The organism is Pseudonocardia sp. ICBG601 (assembly GCF_020496245.1).
The window spans coordinates 1,653,837-1,667,844 of record NZ_JAHLJA010000148.1 but is presented as its reverse complement, the minus strand read 5'-3'; the positions used below and the strand labels follow the sequence as shown (position 1 = coordinate 1,667,844).

Here is a 14,008-nt window from a genome sequence, read left to right as displayed (position 1 = left end):
CGAGTAGGGTCGGTTCGAGAGGTACCTGCGATGGAGGAGGACGTCCCATGCCCGAAGCCGTGATCGTCGCCGCGGCCCGGTCCCCGATCGGCCGCGCCAACAAGGGCTCCCTGGCCGGGATGCGCCCGGACGACCTGACCGTACAGATGGTCCGCGCCGCCCTGGGCCAGGTCCCGCAGCTGGACCCGGCCGAGATCGACGACCTGATGCTCGGCTGCGGCCTGCCCGGTGGGGAGCAGGGCAACAACCTGGCCCGGATCGTCGCGATCCAGCTCGGCTACGACTCGCTGCCCGGCACCACCATCACCCGGTACTGCTCGTCGTCGCTGCAGACGACCCGGATGGCGCTGCACGCGATCAAGGCCGGTGAGGGCGACGTGTTCGTCTCCGCCGGTGTCGAGACCGTCTCCCGCTTCTCCCGCGGCACGTCGGACTCCTGGCCGGACACGCACAACCCGCTGTTCGCCGACGCCGAGGCCCGCACCGCCGGGACCGCGGAGAAGGGCGCCGAGAGCTGGACCGACCCGCGTGACCAGAGCCTCCTGCCGGACGCCTACATCTCCATGGGGCAGACCGCGGAGAACCTGGCGCGGTACAAGGACGTGTCCCGCGAGGACATGGACCGCTTCGCGGTGCAGTCGCAGAACCGCGCCGAGAAGGCCATCGCCGACGGCTTCTTCGCGCGCGAGATCACCCCGGTGACGCTGCCCGACGGCACGGTCGTCGACACCGACGACGGCCCCCGCCCCGGCACCACCTACGACAAGATCTCGCAGCTCAAGCCGGTCTTCCGCCCGGACGGCCGGATCACCGCCGGCAACGCGTGCCCGCTCAACGACGGCGCCGCCGCCCTGGTGATCATGTCCGACACGAAGGCCGAGCAGCTCGGCGTCACGCCGCTGGCCCGGGTCGTCTCGACCGGTGTCACGGGGCTGTCGCCGGAGATCATGGGCTACGGCCCGGTCGAGGCCTCCCAGCAGGCGCTGCACCGCGCCGGGCTCACGATCGACGACATCGACCTGGTCGAGATCAACGAGGCCTTCGCCGCGCAGGTGCTGCCCAGCGCCCGCGACCTGGGCATCGACGAGGCCAAGCTGAACGTGCACGGCGGCGCGATCGCGTTGGGCCACCCGTTCGGCATGACCGGCGCCCGCATCACGACGACCCTGATGAACGGCCTGCGCAGCACCGGCGGCCGCTACGGGCTCGAGACGATGTGCGTCGGCGGCGGCCAGGGCATGGCGCTGGTCGTCGAGAACCTCGCCTGACCCCACTCCGTCCCGCGAACGGGCCGGTCCGCCTCGTGCGGGCCGGCCCGTCGGCGTCACGGGGTCAGGCCGCGTGGCCGGGCGGGTCGATGCGCACGCCGGTGGCCTCGATCTCGGCCTCGGTCCGCAGCCGCGCGAGCTCACGCTCGGCGTCGAGCGCGCCCTGGGTCCCGCCCGCCTCGACGTGGGCGCGCAGCGGCGGGTCCTCGACGCCGACGGCCCGGCAGACGTCGAGCAGGACGTCGTCGTAGGCGGCCAGCAGCGCCAGGCGCCGGACGCGGGTGGCCGGTTGCGGCCCGCGGCGCAGCCGGTCGAGGCGGCGCAGGTCGGCGACGAGCCGTTCCAGAGGCGGCCCGATCGGGCGCGGCGGCGCCGGGCGGCGGTGCCGCGCGGCGACCCAGCGCACCAGACGGGGCAGGCGCACCAGCAGCCCCACCAGCACCGCGGGCCCGAACGCGATCCCCAGGAGGATGGCGATCCCGGTGACGACCGGGTCGTTCCCGGGCACGACACCGACGCTACGACTCCCGGCCCCGCCGGACCACCCCCGGACACGACGACGCCGCGGACACCGGAGGTGTCCGCGGCGCGCGCGACCGGAGGGGGCGATTCCGGCCGCACCCGGCCCTCACGGGCCGGGTCGTGGGTGACCGGTCAGTCCTGGCGCAGGTAGCTCAGCAGGCGCAGGATCTCGATGTAGAGCCAGACGATGGTGGTCATGAGCCCGAACGCGAGGTACCAGGAGTACTTCGCCGGGACACCGGCCTTGACCGCGTTGTCCGCGGCGTCGAAGTCGAGCAGCAGGCTGAACGCCGCCACACCGATCACGACGATGCTGAACAGGATGGCCAGCGGGCCGCCGTCGCGGAGGCCGAAGCCACCCTCCATGAAGAAGCTCGCGACCAGGTTGGCCAGCATGAGGACGACGACGCCGATCAGCGCGCCCATCATCCACTTGGTGAACCGCGGGGTGACCCGGACGGCACCGGTCTTGTAGACGACCAGCATCCCGAAGAACACACCGGCGGTGCCGATCACGGCCTGGACGCCGATGCCCCGGAGGTTCGGGTCCATCTGCATGAACCCGGTGATGCCGCCGAGGGCGACACCCATCGAGCCGGAGTAGAGCAGCGTCAGGACGGCGCTGGGCTTCTGCCTGAAGATGACGATCAGGGACACGACGAACCCGACGATGAACGCGGGCAGCGCCAGGATGTAGAGCCCCGACAGCACGGTCAGGGTGCCCGCGACCAGAGCCAGGGCAGCGCTGATGGCGGTCTTCTGGACGACGTCGTCGACCGTGATCGGCCGGCCCGTGTCCTGGGTGGCCTGGGTCGGGTCGACGTAGGACGACTGGGAGCCGGCCATGGCGGCGCCCCCGCCCATCATGCCGCCACCCGAGCGGTCGAACGTGGCGTAGCCGCCCTGCTTCTGTGTGGGCAGGTTGCGGAACGCCGGGTTGCTCGTGGAGCGCACCTGGATCCTCCTCGACGGACGTGTGCGGGGCCCACCTCTGGCAGGCCCTCACACGTGTGCAACGCCGAGGGAGCGCCGGGGGTTCCCGCTGGTAAAAGAAAATTTACCGCGTCCGGGGCGTCCGGCGTCAGTCCCGTCTCCCACAACGGGCGATGATCACCGCCCCGGGTGTCTCACCTGCGGGAACGTCGACGTCGGCGGCAGCGGTTCGGCACGCACCGCCGGCATCTCGGGCGTGGTGTCGAAGCGACGGTCGTCGGCGGTGTCGGCACGCCCGTCGGACAGCGGCGCGTCACCGCGCATCTCGGCGCGGATCAACGCGGGCCAGCGTCCGACCGAGCCGAGCGCGGCCACCGCGGCACGGCGACCTGCGGGGCTGACCAGGGCGGCGACGACGAGCAGCGCGACGGCGACGACCACCACGCTGCCGGAACCCGGAGCGAACACGGGCGAACCTCCTCGCAGAAGCGGGCGCCCGGCCGGGGGCAGCCGGACCCACCCTCACGTCGTACAACGATCCCGTCGCGGGTCGGTCACGGGCCGTCACCTCGCAGCGGGCGCACCCGGGCGGGCCGCACTACTGTCGGCGCGTCCGGCGACGGCGCCTCCGTCGCCCCAGTGAAAGGACGGTCCGGACATGTGGGCCCTGCTCTCCCGGCACCTGCGCGTATGGCTGCTCCTGGCGGTCGGTGCACCGTTGCTGGCCTGGCTCCTGGGCAAGATCGGCGACGCCGTCGAGCGCCGCCGCGGCCCCAACACCCTCAGCAAGCTGACCCGCTCGGGTCGCCGCTACCTGGAGAGGCGCACCCGGGGACCGCTGCGCCGCCACGAGCAGACCGACCCGGAGCGGCTCGCCCGCTGACGGGTCCCGCTCCGGTACCGGACGACTCAGGCCGGCAGTACCCGGCGCAGGCCCCAGCCGCGCCGGCGGGCGGGGCGCCGCGACGTCTCCTCCGGGGGTGGCGTCGGGTCGAGCTGCACGCAGCGGCCGCACGGGGTCCCGGCGACGTCGATCAGCGGGGCCGGGGACACCAGGTGGCCGCACAGGGCCGCGTACCGGCCGGTCCGCATCGAGTGCGGTGCGCAGAGTTCCGAGTCGGTCACCTTGTGTGCACGACCGTCGAGAACGGACGTCACCGTGAGGACGTCGGGCCCGCCGGCCCCGTTCGTCCGTCCGGCGGTCACGACGACATCCACCCGACGGCAGATCCGTGCGTCGACCGGCGCATTCACGGGCCCCCTCAGCGTGTCGGTCGTTCCATCGTCACGGATGACACGTGCGGATGCAAGATCGCCTGCACAGTCTTTCGACACTCTCCGCAGTCAAACGGACGCAGCGGACACATCCGGAGGTCCCCATGTCCCACCCGAACGGCACGCGCGCAGCAGATCTCGGCCCCGTGACGTGGCGCCGCCCGGCCGGCGGGACCGCCGACGGGCAGAACGTGGAGTTCGCCGTCCTGGACGACGGCCAGGTCGCGGTCCGCAACGCCCGCGACCCCGAGGGTCCGGTGCTCGTCTACACCCCGGCCGAGATCTCCGCGTTCGTCGACGGCGCCAAGAAGGGCGAGTTCGACGACATGGTCGACCCCGTCCGCGACTGAGCCGGGCTCACGGCAGCAGCGGGTCCGCCTCGCGCCACAGCCGGGCGACGACCTCGGACGCCGGGTCGGTCGACGCACGTCCCGCGGCCTGCCCGGCCCAGTGGTTGACCCGGTCGACCGCGCCGGGCTCGCCCGCGCGGTAGCGGGCCACCAGGCGTCGCTGGTGGGGGTACGGCGCCGGGGCCGGGGCGCCCGGCACGGTCCAGGCGCGGACGTAGTCGGTGGCGATGCCGCGGGCCAGCCGGCCGGTGTAGGCACGTGTGGTCGTCGTGCCGGTGGGGTCCAGGCCGTCGAGCCGGGCGGACCAGCCGTCGTCGATCCCGGCCTCGGGGCTGCGCAGCAGCGCCGTCCCCACCTGCACCGCGCTCGCGCCGAGGGTGAGCGCGGCGGCCAGGGCCCGGCCGTCGCCGATCGCGCCGGCGGCGACCACCGGGACACCGACGGCGTCGGCCACCCACGGGACGAGCGCGAGCAGCCCGACCGAGACGGCCTCGGCGTCGGCGGGGTCGGTGGTCCCGCGGTGCCCGCCGGCCTCCATGCCCTGCACGACGACGGCGTCGGCCCCCGCCCGCTCCGCCGCGAGGGCCTCGGCGCGCGTGGTGACCGTCGCGAACCAGGCGCAGCCCGCGGAGTGCACCGCGGCGACCCGGTCGGCCGGCAGCAGCCCCATGATCGTCGAGACGACGGCGGGCCGGGCGGCCAGGACGGCGGCGAACTGGTCGTCGAACGACGGCCCGGGGCCGCCGGGCGGGGCGGCTGCGCCGCCGAGGGTGTCGAGGTAGGCGGTCTGCAGGCCCACGTCGTCGTCGGCGGGCGGGTCGGGGATCCACAGGTTGAGCTGGAACGGCGCGGTCCCGGCGAGCGCGCGGAAGCGGGCGGCCCAGTCGGCGATCGCCTCCGGGGTGTCGTTCACGACGCCCGCGGCACCCATGCCGCCGGCCGCGGCCACCGCGGCCGCCAGCTCCGGTGGACAGGCCCCGGCCATCGGGGCCTCCAGGACGGGCACGCGCAGCCCGTGGCGTGTGCAGAAGGACTCGGCCCGGCTCCGTGCGCTCACCGTCGCGAGTGTGCCACTCCACCGCGGGTGGACCCGGGCGCCGCGGGCGGGAAGGATCGGCCCCGTCCCCGCCCCGCAGTGCGAAGGAGCCCGCTCCCCCTCATGACCGGACCCTCGTTCCTCGAGCAGCTGCGTGCCCACGCCCCGGAGCTGCTGCCCTCGCACCTCCCGCGCGACCCCGTCCAGCGGGTCCCCGCCGACCTGGACGTCCCGCACGGCACCACGATCATCGCCCTGACCTGGGCCGACGGCGTACTGCTCGCCGGTGACCGGCGCGCCACCTCCGGCAACCTGATCGCGCAGAAGGACCTGGTGAAGGTCGTCGGCATCGACGACACCTCCGCCGCCGGGTTCGCCGGGTCGGTCGGGCACGCGTTGCAGATGCTGAAGATGTTCGCGGCCGAGGTGGAGCAGTACGAGAAGGTCGAGGGCGCGCCGATCAGCCAGGACGGCAAGGTCCGCAGGCTGTCGAGCATCGTGCGGGAGAACCTGGGCGCGGCGATGCAGGGCTTCGTCGCGCTGCCGCTGTTCGTCGGCTACGACCCGACCGACCCCGACCCGGTCCGCATCGTCACCTACGACCCGACCGGCAGTATCAAGCGCGCCCGGTCCGGCTACGTCGGCATCGGGTCCGGCTCGCAGTTCGCCGAGGCGTCGCTGAAGAAGCGGCACGATCCGGGCGTCGACCGGGCCGGCGCGATCGCGCTCGCGGCCAACGCGCTGTGGGACGCCGCCGACGACGACACCGCCACCGCGGGCCCCGACCTCACCCGGGCGATCTTCCCGAACCTGATCACGGTGACCGCCGACGGCGTCGAGGAGATCGGTGTCGACGAGGTCCGGGCCGCGACCGAGCGGATGCTCGCCGAGCGGGCGGAGCGTCCCGGGGGCTGAGCCGGCGGGTCAGGGCCGGGGCGGGCCGCCGGCCCGGCCGATGATCTCCTCGACGACCGGTCCCTTGGCGTCGGCGTAGAGGTTCATGTCGGCCCACTCCCGTCCGGCGAGGCCGCGCTTGTGCGCCTCGTAGCGCGCCCGCTCCTCGTCGTGGGCGCGGAGCCGGTCCCGGAACACCAGGTAGCGGGTGATCTCCGGGCTGCCCTGCGCGTAGCAGTGCAGGTTCACCGGCAGGTCCCCGACGGCGCCGCGCAGGCAGCGGTGCCCGGGCTCGCAGACCCGCAGGTCGTAGCCGTCGGCGAGCAGGTCGGGCAGGTAGGCCGCCTCGTCGTCGGGATCGTCGAGGGCCACGACGACGTCGATCACCGGCTTCGCCGCGAGCCCCGGCACCGAGGTGGAGCCGATGTGCTCGATCCGGTGGGCCCGCTCCCCCAGCGCCGCCCGCAGCCGGGCCGCCGCCGCGTCGAAGGCCGCGGGCCAGGCCGGGTCGGGCTCGGCGAGCTCGACGACGACCGGACGCATCCCGTGCACGAGTGCCCGGTTCAGCTCGTCGTGGCGTCTGGTCACGGCGGCGAGCATGCGGGCAGACTGCCTCGGTGTCCACGCTGCGCTCGGTCGCCCCGGTCTTCGCCACCACCGATCTCGACCGGTGGCTGGACCACTACCGGGCGCTCGGGTTCACCGTCGAGCGCTACGACGACGGCTACGGCTTCGCCGTCCTCGGCGGCGTCGAGCTGCACGTCTCGGTGCTGCCCGACCACGACCCGGCCCGCACCGCGGGCTGCGCCTACTTGCACGTCGACGACGCCGACGCGCTCCACACCCGCTGGTCCGCCGTGGCCGGCGGCCGCGAGGTGGCGCCGGTCGACACCTCCTACGGGCTGCGCGAGGGCGCGCACCACGACCCGGACAACAACCTGCTGCGCTACGGCTCGCCGCGGCAGGACTGACCGGCTCGCCCCCGCCACGGCGCGCGGACCGGCCGGCGACCCGGAATGATCCGGGCGGTGCGCCCCTGGTTCCCGCTCCTCGCCGGTTCGGTGTTCTACGCGTTCGCCCTGGTGTGGGCGGCCGGCGAGCTGCCCGAGGACGGGGTACCGCTGCACTTCGACCTCACGGGCGTGCCGACCGCGTTCGGCAGCCGCGCCTGGTTCCTGACGCTCGGCACCCTGTTCGGGCTGCTCGTCGCCGGGATCGGCGCCGGGCTCTACCGCCTGGTCGCGACGGGCTCGCTGGCGCGGGTGTCGGTGCCGCACCGCGACTACTGGACGGCGCCGCAGCGGGTCGGGCGGCTGCGCCACATGCTCGCCGAGGACATGGGCCGGACCTTCGGCGCGACGCTGTTCCTGCTCACCGTGGTCCCGGTGACGGCGGTGTACGCCACCCGCACCGATCCGCCACGTCTGCCGGTCGGACCGGTCTGGGTGGTGCTAGCGCTGCTGGTCGCCGGGATCGTCGGGTACTGCGTCCACCTGGCGCGCTACCGGTACCGCCCGGCCTGAGCACCCGTGATCACCGGTTGTGGAGCGCAGCGACCGCCTCGCGAACGCTCCACTCCACAACCGGTGATCACGCGTCGGCGACGGGCTGGCGCAGGATGGTGCGCAGCTTCTCCGGGGCGGTCCGGCGCGGGTCGCCGAGGTAGATCTCGTGGTGGCGGCCGGTCATGCGCAGCCCGTGCTCCGGGATGAACTCGGTGTGGATGCGGTGCAGGAGCGGGGCCTCGTCGTCGTAGGGGCCGACGTGCAGGGCCTGCACGCAGCGGCCCTCCGACAGCGGCGCGAACCGGACGTCGTCGATCCGCTCCGGCGCCTTCTTCCGCCGGACGGTGGCGACGGCGTCGTCGACCATCGCCTCGGGCACCCAGTCCGGGATCATGATCATCATCGTCCACGACCAGCGGGTCTTGTCCCGGGACAGGGTGAAGGAGTCCATGTCCTCGGCCCACCAGAGCCCCTCCAGGGGCATCACGACGTGGTCGCGCCCGAGCTCGCGCCTGCTGGCGAACTTGCACGTGTAGGCGACCGGGTACAGCGCCTCGACCGCCGCCGTGTAGACGGGCGTGTTCGGGTCGCCGTGGCCGTCGATCATGAGGAACCGCAGGTCGGGGACGTCGACCAGCTCGGGGGTGTCGCGGCGCGCGGCGTAGCAGGGCAGCTCGCGCTTGAGGTCCACCGTCGTCGGCACGACCCCATCCTGGCGGAGGTGCGCGCGGTACGGGAAGGTGCTGCGGTGGCACGGATCGGACCGGGGGACGTCACCCTCACCATGGCCGACCTGCGGGTCGTGACCCGGTTCGCCGCGGAGTGCGCCGCCGAGGCCCTCCCCCTGTTCGACGGGCCCGACGACGGCCGCCCCCGCGCGGCGCTCGACGCGGCGTGGGCCTTCGCCGACGGCGCCGAGCGGTCGCGGCTGCAGCGGGTGACCGCCGTCGACGCGGCGCGGGCGGCGAAGGAGGCCCGCACCCCGGCCGGCAGGCACGCCGCGCTGGCCGCCGCGGACGCCGCCGCGTCCGCCTACCTGCACCCGCTGGCGAAGGCCACCCAGGTCGGCCACATCCTGCGCGCGGCCGCGCACGCCGCCCACGCCGTCGAACTGGCCGACGGCGACGCGCCCCGCAGCGGCGACGCGCAGCTCGACCGTGCCCGGCGGCGCGCGACACCGGAGCTGGTCGACGTCCTGTGCCGCTACCCGCGCGCGGCGGCCGGCAGCAGCCGCGTCGCCGCGCTGACCACCGCACTGGACGACGCGCTGCGCGACCGATGAGTCCGGGGCCGCGCGGCGGTCCTCCTGCATGCTGATCGTCGCGGGCCACCTGCTCACCGACCCTGCCGACCGGGACGCCCTCGTCGCCGAGGGGACGCGGGCGGTCGCGCTCGCGCGCTCGGCCCCGGGCTGCCTGGACTTCGCCCTGACCGCGGACACCCTGGACCCGGCGCGGGTGAACGTCTACGAGCGCTGGGCGTCGGAGGAGGAGCTGCTCGCGTTCCGCGGCTCCGGGCCGGACGGGGACACCGCGGCCCGGATCCTGGGCGCGGACGTGCGGCGCTACGCCATCTCCTCCGTCGGCGACGCCTGACGCTCACGCGCCGCGGGCGACCCCGGCGGGTGCGGCCTTCGCGAACGCCTCCGGCGTCCCGGGTCAGGGCACGCTCCCGTCGACGGTCGTCGCGAGCCGGCGCAGGAACCGCACGACGACGTCGGCCTCCGCGGGCGACAGGTCCCGGCAGACCTCGTCCATCCGGCGCACAAGCGGGATCCAGGCCTCGAGGTTGGCCCGGCGGGCGGCGTCGGTGGCGGTGATGGCCACCCGTCGCCGGTCGACGCGGTCGCGGACGCGCTCGGCGTGCCCGGCGCGTTCGAGCCGGTCGACCAGCGCCGTCGCGGACGCCGACCGGATCCCCAGCCGGTTGCCCAGCTCGACCACCCCCATCGGCCCGAACTGGACGAGCAGGCCGACCGCGGTCATGTCGGTGACGTTCTGCCCGGTGGCCTGGGCCGTCCGGCCCGCCAGCTGCTGGGTCGCGGCGACCAGGTCGCGGACCGCGAGGGTCACCTCACCCAGCTCCGAGAGGTCGTCCGGACCCGTCTGCACACCATCGGCCATGCGGGTGAGTACACCACTCGACTTGCCGCCAGTCCATCTAGTCGCTAGTTTCTCTACTTATACGACGCCGAGGGAGACCCGATGAGCCCGCACGCCCTGATCTCCGGAGCCGGTATCGCCGGCCCGGCGCTGGCCCACCAGCTGCACGCCCGCGGCTGGCGCACGACCGTCGTCGAGCGGGCCACCGAGCTCCGCGAGGACGGCCAGAACGTCGACGTCCGCGGCACCGCCCGCGAGGTCGTCCGCCGGATGGGGCTGGAGGAGGAGATCCTCGCCGCCGGCACCCGCGAGGAGGGCACCCGCTTCGTCGACGACACAGGCCGCCCGGTCGCTGAGTTCGCCGCGGGCCGCGACGACACCCGCGGTCTGACCGCGGAGGCCGAGATCCTGCGCGGCACGCTCGCGCGGCTGCTGCACGACCGCACCCGCACCGGCACGGAGTACCGCTTCGGCGACCGCATCGTCGACGTCCGGCAGGACACCGAGGGGGTCACCGCCACGCTGGAGCGCGGCGGCACCGTCGAGGCCGACGTCCTCGTCGTCGCCGACGGCACCCGGTCCCGCACCCGTGACCTGGTGTTCGACGACGTCGTCCTGGAGGAGCTCGGCCTCTACGCGGCCTACCTGACCATCCCCCGCACGGCCGACGACGACCGCTGGTGGACCGTCCTCAACGCCACCGGCTCCCGCGGCGTGAGCCTGCGTCCCGACGACCGCGGCACCACCCGCGCCGCCCTGACCTTCCTCAGCGGGGTGCGCGGGCTGGAGGCGCTCGCCCCGGAGTCCCGGACGGCCGTCCTGCGCCGCACCTTCGCCGACGCGGGCTGGCAGACCTCGCGCGTGCTCGACGCACTCGACGCGCCGTACTACATGGACGCGATCGCCCGGGTGCACGCGCGGAGCTGGAGCGCCGGGCGGGTGGTCCTCCTCGGCGACGCCGCGTGGTCCACCGGGCCGTTCGGCACCGGCACCAGCCTGGCTCTGACCGGCGCCTACGTGCTGGCCGCGGAGCTCGCGGACGGCTCCGACCACCGGTCCGCCCTGGCCCGCTACGAGCAGGTCGTGCGGCCCTTCGCGATGAAGGCCCAGGGTGTCACGGCCACCCAGCTCCGCGCCGCCAACCCGAGCAGCCGACTGGGACTCGCGACCCAGCGGGCGGTGCTGCGGGTGGCCGCGTCGGCGCCGCTGCAGCCGCTGGTGGAGCGGCTGGCCGCACCGCCCGCCGACACGATCACGCTGCCCGCGCGGTACGGGTCGCCGGCGCCGGCCCGCGTGGCCTGACCGGGCTCAGAGCCCGAACGCCCCGCCCTCGACGAGGATCAGCACCCCGATCCCGACGAGGACGACGGGCAGCACCACGTGCCCCCACCGGGCCAGGGCCCGCGCGACCGGCGGCCGTGTCGCGAGGAACCGGCCGAGGGCGCACCACACCCCGACGAGCACGAGGAACACGACGACGTGGGTGACGATCCCGGCCGTCCCCGCGGTGGCGAACAGCGGGACGTAGACGCCGAGGTTGTCGCCGCCGTTCGCGAGGGTCACCAGTGCGACGGTCGCGACGCCGACCCGGCCGCCCCCGGGCCCGGACTCGTCGTCGGGGTCGTGGTGCTCGCGCCACGCCGCCCGGGCGGCGCGCAGGCCGAGCAGCAGCGGCACCAGACCGAGGTAGGGCAGGGCCTGCTCGGGGAGCAGCCCGGCGACCAGCGCACCCGCCACGGAGGCGGCGAGGATCCCGGCGAACCCGAGGTACTGCCCGGCGACGACGGCCGCCACGCCCCGGCGCCCGTCGGCGACCCGGGCGAAGAACAGTGCCAGGACGAGGAGGTCGTCGACGTTGGTGGCCGCGAACACGGCTGCCGCCTGGGCGATCACGGACGGCTCCCGAGTGGCGGCGACGAGGACGGTAGGAGTCTCCGGGACGCCCTGTCCGGTGCCGCGACCGGATCCGGCCCGGGTCAGCGGACGCGCTGGTAGCGCAGGTGCACGGTCCCGCCGTCGAACACGCGCTGCTCGACCAGTCGCAGCCGCAGGTCCGCACCGAGCGGCAGGTACCGCTTCCCGCCGCCGAGGACGACCGGCACCACCCGCGGGCGGAACTCGTCGATCAGGTCCAGCAGCGACGCGGCCAGCCCGGGCCCGCCCACGGCCAGCTCGCCGTCGGTCTCCTCCTTCAGCCGGGCCACCTCCGCCCGGGCGTCGGCGCGGCGGACGAGACGGCACCCGGGCGCGACGGAGGTCAGCGAGTCGGAGAACACCACCCGCGGGATCGCGGTGTAGAGCTGCGCGAACTCCGCCTCCACGGGGTGGCCCTCGGCCCGCTCGGGGGCGGTCCAGAAGTCCTCCATGATGTCGTAGAGGTTGCGGCCGAACAGGAACACCGACGTCGCCCGGGTCTGGTCGTTGGACAGCCGGTGCACCTCCTCGTCGGGGTCGCCGAAGGCGATGCTGCCGGTGGGGTCCTCGACGAAGCCGTCGAGGGACATGCTCATGGAGTAGCTGAGGAATCCCACGGGTGTCAGACCTTCCGGTTCCAGAACTGGTGGATGCGCCCGCTCGGCGAGGCGACCGACTCGACGGTGAACCGGTCCTCGACGCCGGTCAGCCCCTCCCACGGCGACACCCCACGCCCCAGCACGATCGGCAGGATCACCACGTGCATGACGTTGACCAGGTCGGCGTCGAGGAACTGCCGGATCGTCGAGGGTCCCCCGCCGAGCCGGACGTCCAGGTCGCCCGCCGCCTCCTGCGCGACCGTCAGCACCTCCTGCGCCGACCCGTCGACGAAGTGGAAGCTCGTCCCGTTCGCGAACTCGATCGGCGGCCGCGGGTGGTGGGTCATGACGAACACCGGGGTGTGGAACGGGGGCTCGTCGTCCCACCAGCCCTGCCAGCCGTCGTCGGTCCAGGGGCCGGTCTGCGGACCGAACTTGCGCCGCCCCATGATCTCGGCGCCGATGCCCTGGGCCCACGTGCTGGTCAGGGCGCGGTCCAGGGTGACGGGGGCGTCCACCCCGCCGATCCCGTGGATGAACCGCCCGTCGAACCCGGCGAAGAGCCGCCCGGCGTCGCCGATCGGGGCGTCGAGGGTCACGTGGTCGCCGGCGGCGTAGCCGTCGAGGGAGATGAACAGGTTGTGCACCCGGGTGCGGGGCATGGGGCCTCCTCGGTGAACGCGCGGACCGCGTCGCGACGGTGGACCGCCGGGGGCGGCGGAACTCATCGGTCGACGCGGGTCCGGCTGCTGGCTAGCGTCGTCCGGGACCGGCTCGTCGTCGAGGGGTGGGGCGCGGTCCGGCACGGGCCGATGCCCGGACGACCGAGAGGGAGCACATCGTGGACACCGTCGTGGCCGGACTGGCCGAGCAGCACCGCGTCCTCGACGAGCTGCTCACCCCGTTGACGCCGGACCGGTGGGACCGGCCGGCCCCGGACTGTCCGGGATGGACGGTCGCCGACGTCGTCCTGCACCTGGCCCAGGCCGACGAGTGGGTGGTGGCCGGACCGACCGAGGGCAACGCCGCCGCGGCGGCCCGGATGGCGGGCGGCCCGCCGGCGCCGGGTGGGACGACCGACGACACGGTGGACCGCATGGTCGCCCACGAGCGCGGGGCCCCGCCGGAGCAGCTGCTGGCCCGCTGGCGCGCGTCGTCCGGCGCGCTCCGGGAGTTCTTCCTCGTCCGGGACCCGCGCGACCGGCTTCCGTGGATCTTCGGCGACCTGCCCGCCCGCACCCTCGCGACGACGCGGATCGTCGAGTGCTGGATCCACACCCGCGACGTCGCGAACGCCCTGCGCACGACCGCGCACGACGGCGACCAGCTCTGGCACGTCGCCCGTCTGGCCTGGCGGACGCTGCCCTTCGTGTCCTCGCAGGCCGGGCGTCCCGCGATCCCGCCCGAGTCGGTACGGCTCGAGCTCACCGCCCCCGACGGCGGCGACACCTGGACCTTCGGTCCCGAGGACGCCCCGACCGCGATCCGCGGGCCCGCACTCGACTTCTGCCTGGTCGCGGCGCGCCGGGTGGAGCCGTCCGCGACGGCGCTGGCCGGGCAGGGGCCGGACGCGGAGGCGGTGCTGTCGGTGGTGCGCACCTGGGGCTGAG

Annotated in this window: 21 protein-coding genes; 10 read left to right on the top strand and 11 right to left on the bottom strand. The window is 74.6% G+C overall.

What is annotated here, in order from left to right; all coding sequences use genetic code 11:
• Positions 1–47 precede the first annotated feature (47 nt).
• The gene (locus KPL57_RS37300) at positions 48–1,268 is read left to right on the top strand and encodes an acetyl-CoA C-acetyltransferase (protein WP_226355235.1); all 1,221 of its coding nucleotides are present in this window, start codon (positions 48–50) and stop codon (positions 1,266–1,268) included.
• A 64-nt stretch (positions 1,269–1,332) separates the two neighbouring features.
• On the opposite strand, the gene KPL57_RS37295 is transcribed toward KPL57_RS37300, so the two are convergent.
• The 3 genes from KPL57_RS37295 to KPL57_RS37285 all read right to left on the bottom strand — a co-directional run bounded on the left by KPL57_RS37295 (position 1,333) and on the right by KPL57_RS37285 (position 3,191).
• A complete protein-coding gene (locus KPL57_RS37295; RefSeq protein ID WP_226355234.1) occupies positions 1,333–1,776 on the bottom strand; it encodes a hypothetical protein in 444 nt (147 codons plus the stop codon).
• A 146-nt stretch (positions 1,777–1,922) separates the two neighbouring features.
• Positions 1,923–2,744 (bottom strand): Bax inhibitor-1/YccA family protein, encoded by an 822-nt coding sequence (locus KPL57_RS37290; RefSeq protein ID WP_226355233.1) that lies wholly within the window; start codon positions 2,742–2,744, stop codon positions 1,923–1,925.
• A gap of 156 nt (positions 2,745–2,900) precedes the next feature.
• Positions 2,901–3,191 (bottom strand): hypothetical protein, encoded by a 291-nt coding sequence (locus tag KPL57_RS37285; protein ID WP_226355232.1) that lies wholly within the window; start codon positions 3,189–3,191, stop codon positions 2,901–2,903.
• A 190-nt stretch (positions 3,192–3,381) separates the two neighbouring features.
• Here KPL57_RS37285 and KPL57_RS37280 point away from each other — a divergent pair, with 190 nt between their 5' ends.
• Positions 3,382–3,606, top strand: coding sequence for a hypothetical protein (locus tag KPL57_RS37280; RefSeq protein ID WP_062400338.1), 225 nt, complete (start codon positions 3,382–3,384; stop codon positions 3,604–3,606).
• Between the two features lie 26 nt (positions 3,607–3,632).
• Here the strand turns inward: KPL57_RS37280 and KPL57_RS37275 are convergent, their stop codons facing one another.
• On the bottom strand, positions 3,633–3,848 hold the full coding sequence (locus KPL57_RS37275) for a hypothetical protein (protein ID WP_226355231.1): 216 nt from the start codon (positions 3,846–3,848) through the stop codon (positions 3,633–3,635).
• Between the two features lie 254 nt (positions 3,849–4,102).
• Between KPL57_RS37275 and KPL57_RS37270 the strand changes: the two genes are divergently transcribed.
• Complete coding sequence (locus KPL57_RS37270) at positions 4,103–4,348, top strand: DUF397 domain-containing protein (protein ID WP_226355230.1); 246 nt, start codon at positions 4,103–4,105, stop codon at positions 4,346–4,348.
• Between the two features lie 7 nt (positions 4,349–4,355).
• On the opposite strand, the gene KPL57_RS37265 is transcribed toward KPL57_RS37270, so the two are convergent.
• Positions 4,356–5,405, bottom strand: coding sequence for a nitronate monooxygenase family protein (locus KPL57_RS37265; protein WP_226355229.1), 1,050 nt, complete (start codon positions 5,403–5,405; stop codon positions 4,356–4,358).
• A 102-nt stretch (positions 5,406–5,507) separates the two neighbouring features.
• On the opposite strand from KPL57_RS37265, the gene prcB reads away from it, so the two are divergent.
• Positions 5,508–6,299: a proteasome subunit beta gene (gene prcB, locus KPL57_RS37260; RefSeq protein WP_226355228.1), complete on the top strand. Its 792-nt coding sequence runs from the start codon at positions 5,508–5,510 to the stop codon at positions 6,297–6,299.
• 9 nt (positions 6,300–6,308) lie between these two features.
• On the opposite strand, the gene KPL57_RS37255 is transcribed toward prcB, so the two are convergent.
• A complete protein-coding gene (locus KPL57_RS37255; RefSeq protein WP_226355227.1) occupies positions 6,309–6,866 on the bottom strand; it encodes a GrpB family protein in 558 nt (185 codons plus the stop codon).
• A gap of 29 nt (positions 6,867–6,895) precedes the next feature.
• On the opposite strand from KPL57_RS37255, the gene KPL57_RS37250 reads away from it, so the two are divergent.
• Positions 6,896–7,249, top strand: coding sequence for a VOC family protein (locus KPL57_RS37250; RefSeq protein ID WP_226355226.1), 354 nt, complete (start codon positions 6,896–6,898; stop codon positions 7,247–7,249).
• Between the two features lie 57 nt (positions 7,250–7,306).
• Positions 7,307–7,801: a hypothetical protein gene (locus tag KPL57_RS37245; RefSeq protein ID WP_226355225.1), complete on the top strand. Its 495-nt coding sequence runs from the start codon at positions 7,307–7,309 to the stop codon at positions 7,799–7,801.
• A gap of 67 nt (positions 7,802–7,868) precedes the next feature.
• On the opposite strand, the gene KPL57_RS37240 is transcribed toward KPL57_RS37245, so the two are convergent.
• Positions 7,869–8,486, bottom strand: coding sequence for a GyrI-like domain-containing protein (locus KPL57_RS37240; protein WP_226355224.1), 618 nt, complete (start codon positions 8,484–8,486; stop codon positions 7,869–7,871).
• 45 nt (positions 8,487–8,531) lie between these two features.
• Between KPL57_RS37240 and KPL57_RS37235 the strand changes: the two genes are divergently transcribed.
• Together KPL57_RS37235 and KPL57_RS37230 are read left to right on the top strand one after the other, a co-directional pair.
• Positions 8,532–9,065 (top strand): putative immunity protein, encoded by a 534-nt coding sequence (locus KPL57_RS37235; protein ID WP_308253075.1) that lies wholly within the window; start codon positions 8,532–8,534, stop codon positions 9,063–9,065.
• Positions 9,066–9,093: 28 nt separating this feature from the next.
• Entirely contained in the window at positions 9,094–9,378 is a 285-nt protein-coding gene (locus KPL57_RS37230; protein WP_226355223.1) for a putative quinol monooxygenase, read from the top strand.
• 63 nt (positions 9,379–9,441) lie between these two features.
• On the opposite strand, the gene KPL57_RS37225 is transcribed toward KPL57_RS37230, so the two are convergent.
• Complete coding sequence (locus KPL57_RS37225; protein WP_226355222.1) at positions 9,442–9,906, bottom strand: MarR family winged helix-turn-helix transcriptional regulator; 465 nt, start codon at positions 9,904–9,906, stop codon at positions 9,442–9,444.
• Positions 9,907–9,987: 81 nt separating this feature from the next.
• On the opposite strand from KPL57_RS37225, the gene KPL57_RS37220 reads away from it, so the two are divergent.
• Positions 9,988–11,187 carry an FAD-dependent monooxygenase gene (locus KPL57_RS37220; RefSeq protein ID WP_226355221.1) on the top strand — a complete coding sequence of 400 codons (1,200 nt, stop codon included), beginning with the start codon at positions 9,988–9,990 and terminating at the stop codon, positions 11,185–11,187.
• Positions 11,188–11,193: 6 nt separating this feature from the next.
• On the opposite strand, the gene KPL57_RS37215 is transcribed toward KPL57_RS37220, so the two are convergent.
• The 3 genes from KPL57_RS37215 to KPL57_RS37205 all read right to left on the bottom strand — a co-directional run bounded on the left by KPL57_RS37215 (position 11,194) and on the right by KPL57_RS37205 (position 13,060).
• On the bottom strand, positions 11,194–11,778 hold the full coding sequence (locus KPL57_RS37215) for a cadmium resistance transporter (protein WP_226355220.1): 585 nt from the start codon (positions 11,776–11,778) through the stop codon (positions 11,194–11,196).
• An 83-nt stretch (positions 11,779–11,861) separates the two neighbouring features.
• Positions 11,862–12,416 carry a dihydrofolate reductase family protein gene (locus KPL57_RS37210; protein WP_226355219.1) on the bottom strand — a complete coding sequence of 185 codons (555 nt, stop codon included), beginning with the start codon at positions 12,414–12,416 and terminating at the stop codon, positions 11,862–11,864.
• A gap of 5 nt (positions 12,417–12,421) precedes the next feature.
• Entirely contained in the window at positions 12,422–13,060 is a 639-nt protein-coding gene (locus KPL57_RS37205) for a dihydrofolate reductase family protein (protein WP_226355218.1), read from the bottom strand.
• A 179-nt stretch (positions 13,061–13,239) separates the two neighbouring features.
• On the opposite strand from KPL57_RS37205, the gene KPL57_RS37200 reads away from it, so the two are divergent.
• Positions 13,240–14,007: a maleylpyruvate isomerase family mycothiol-dependent enzyme gene (locus tag KPL57_RS37200; RefSeq protein ID WP_226355217.1), complete on the top strand. Its 768-nt coding sequence runs from the start codon at positions 13,240–13,242 to the stop codon at positions 14,005–14,007.
• Position 14,008 lies beyond the last annotated feature (1 nt).

Bases quoted from the DNA above. Each gene is read 5' to 3' on its own strand.
- KPL57_RS37220 (WP_226355221.1), top strand. From the start codon at position 9,988: ATGAGCCCGCACGCCCTGATCTCCGGAGCCGGTATCGCCGGCCCGGCG.
- KPL57_RS37280 (WP_062400338.1), top strand. From the start codon at position 3,382: ATGTGGGCCCTGCTCTCCCGGCACCTGCGCGTATGGCTGCTCCTGGCG.
- KPL57_RS37270 (WP_226355230.1), top strand. From the start codon at position 4,103: ATGTCCCACCCGAACGGCACGCGCGCAGCAGATCTCGGCCCCGTGACG.
- KPL57_RS37225 (WP_226355222.1), bottom strand. From the start codon at position 9,906: ATGGCCGATGGTGTGCAGACGGGTCCGGACGACCTCTCGGAGCTGGGT.
- prcB (WP_226355228.1), top strand. From the start codon at position 5,508: ATGACCGGACCCTCGTTCCTCGAGCAGCTGCGTGCCCACGCCCCGGAG.
- KPL57_RS37205 (WP_226355218.1), bottom strand. From the start codon at position 13,060: ATGCCCCGCACCCGGGTGCACAACCTGTTCATCTCCCTCGACGGCTAC.
- KPL57_RS37300 (WP_226355235.1), top strand. From the start codon at position 48: ATGCCCGAAGCCGTGATCGTCGCCGCGGCCCGGTCCCCGATCGGCCGC.
- KPL57_RS37230 (WP_226355223.1), top strand. From the start codon at position 9,094: ATGCTGATCGTCGCGGGCCACCTGCTCACCGACCCTGCCGACCGGGAC.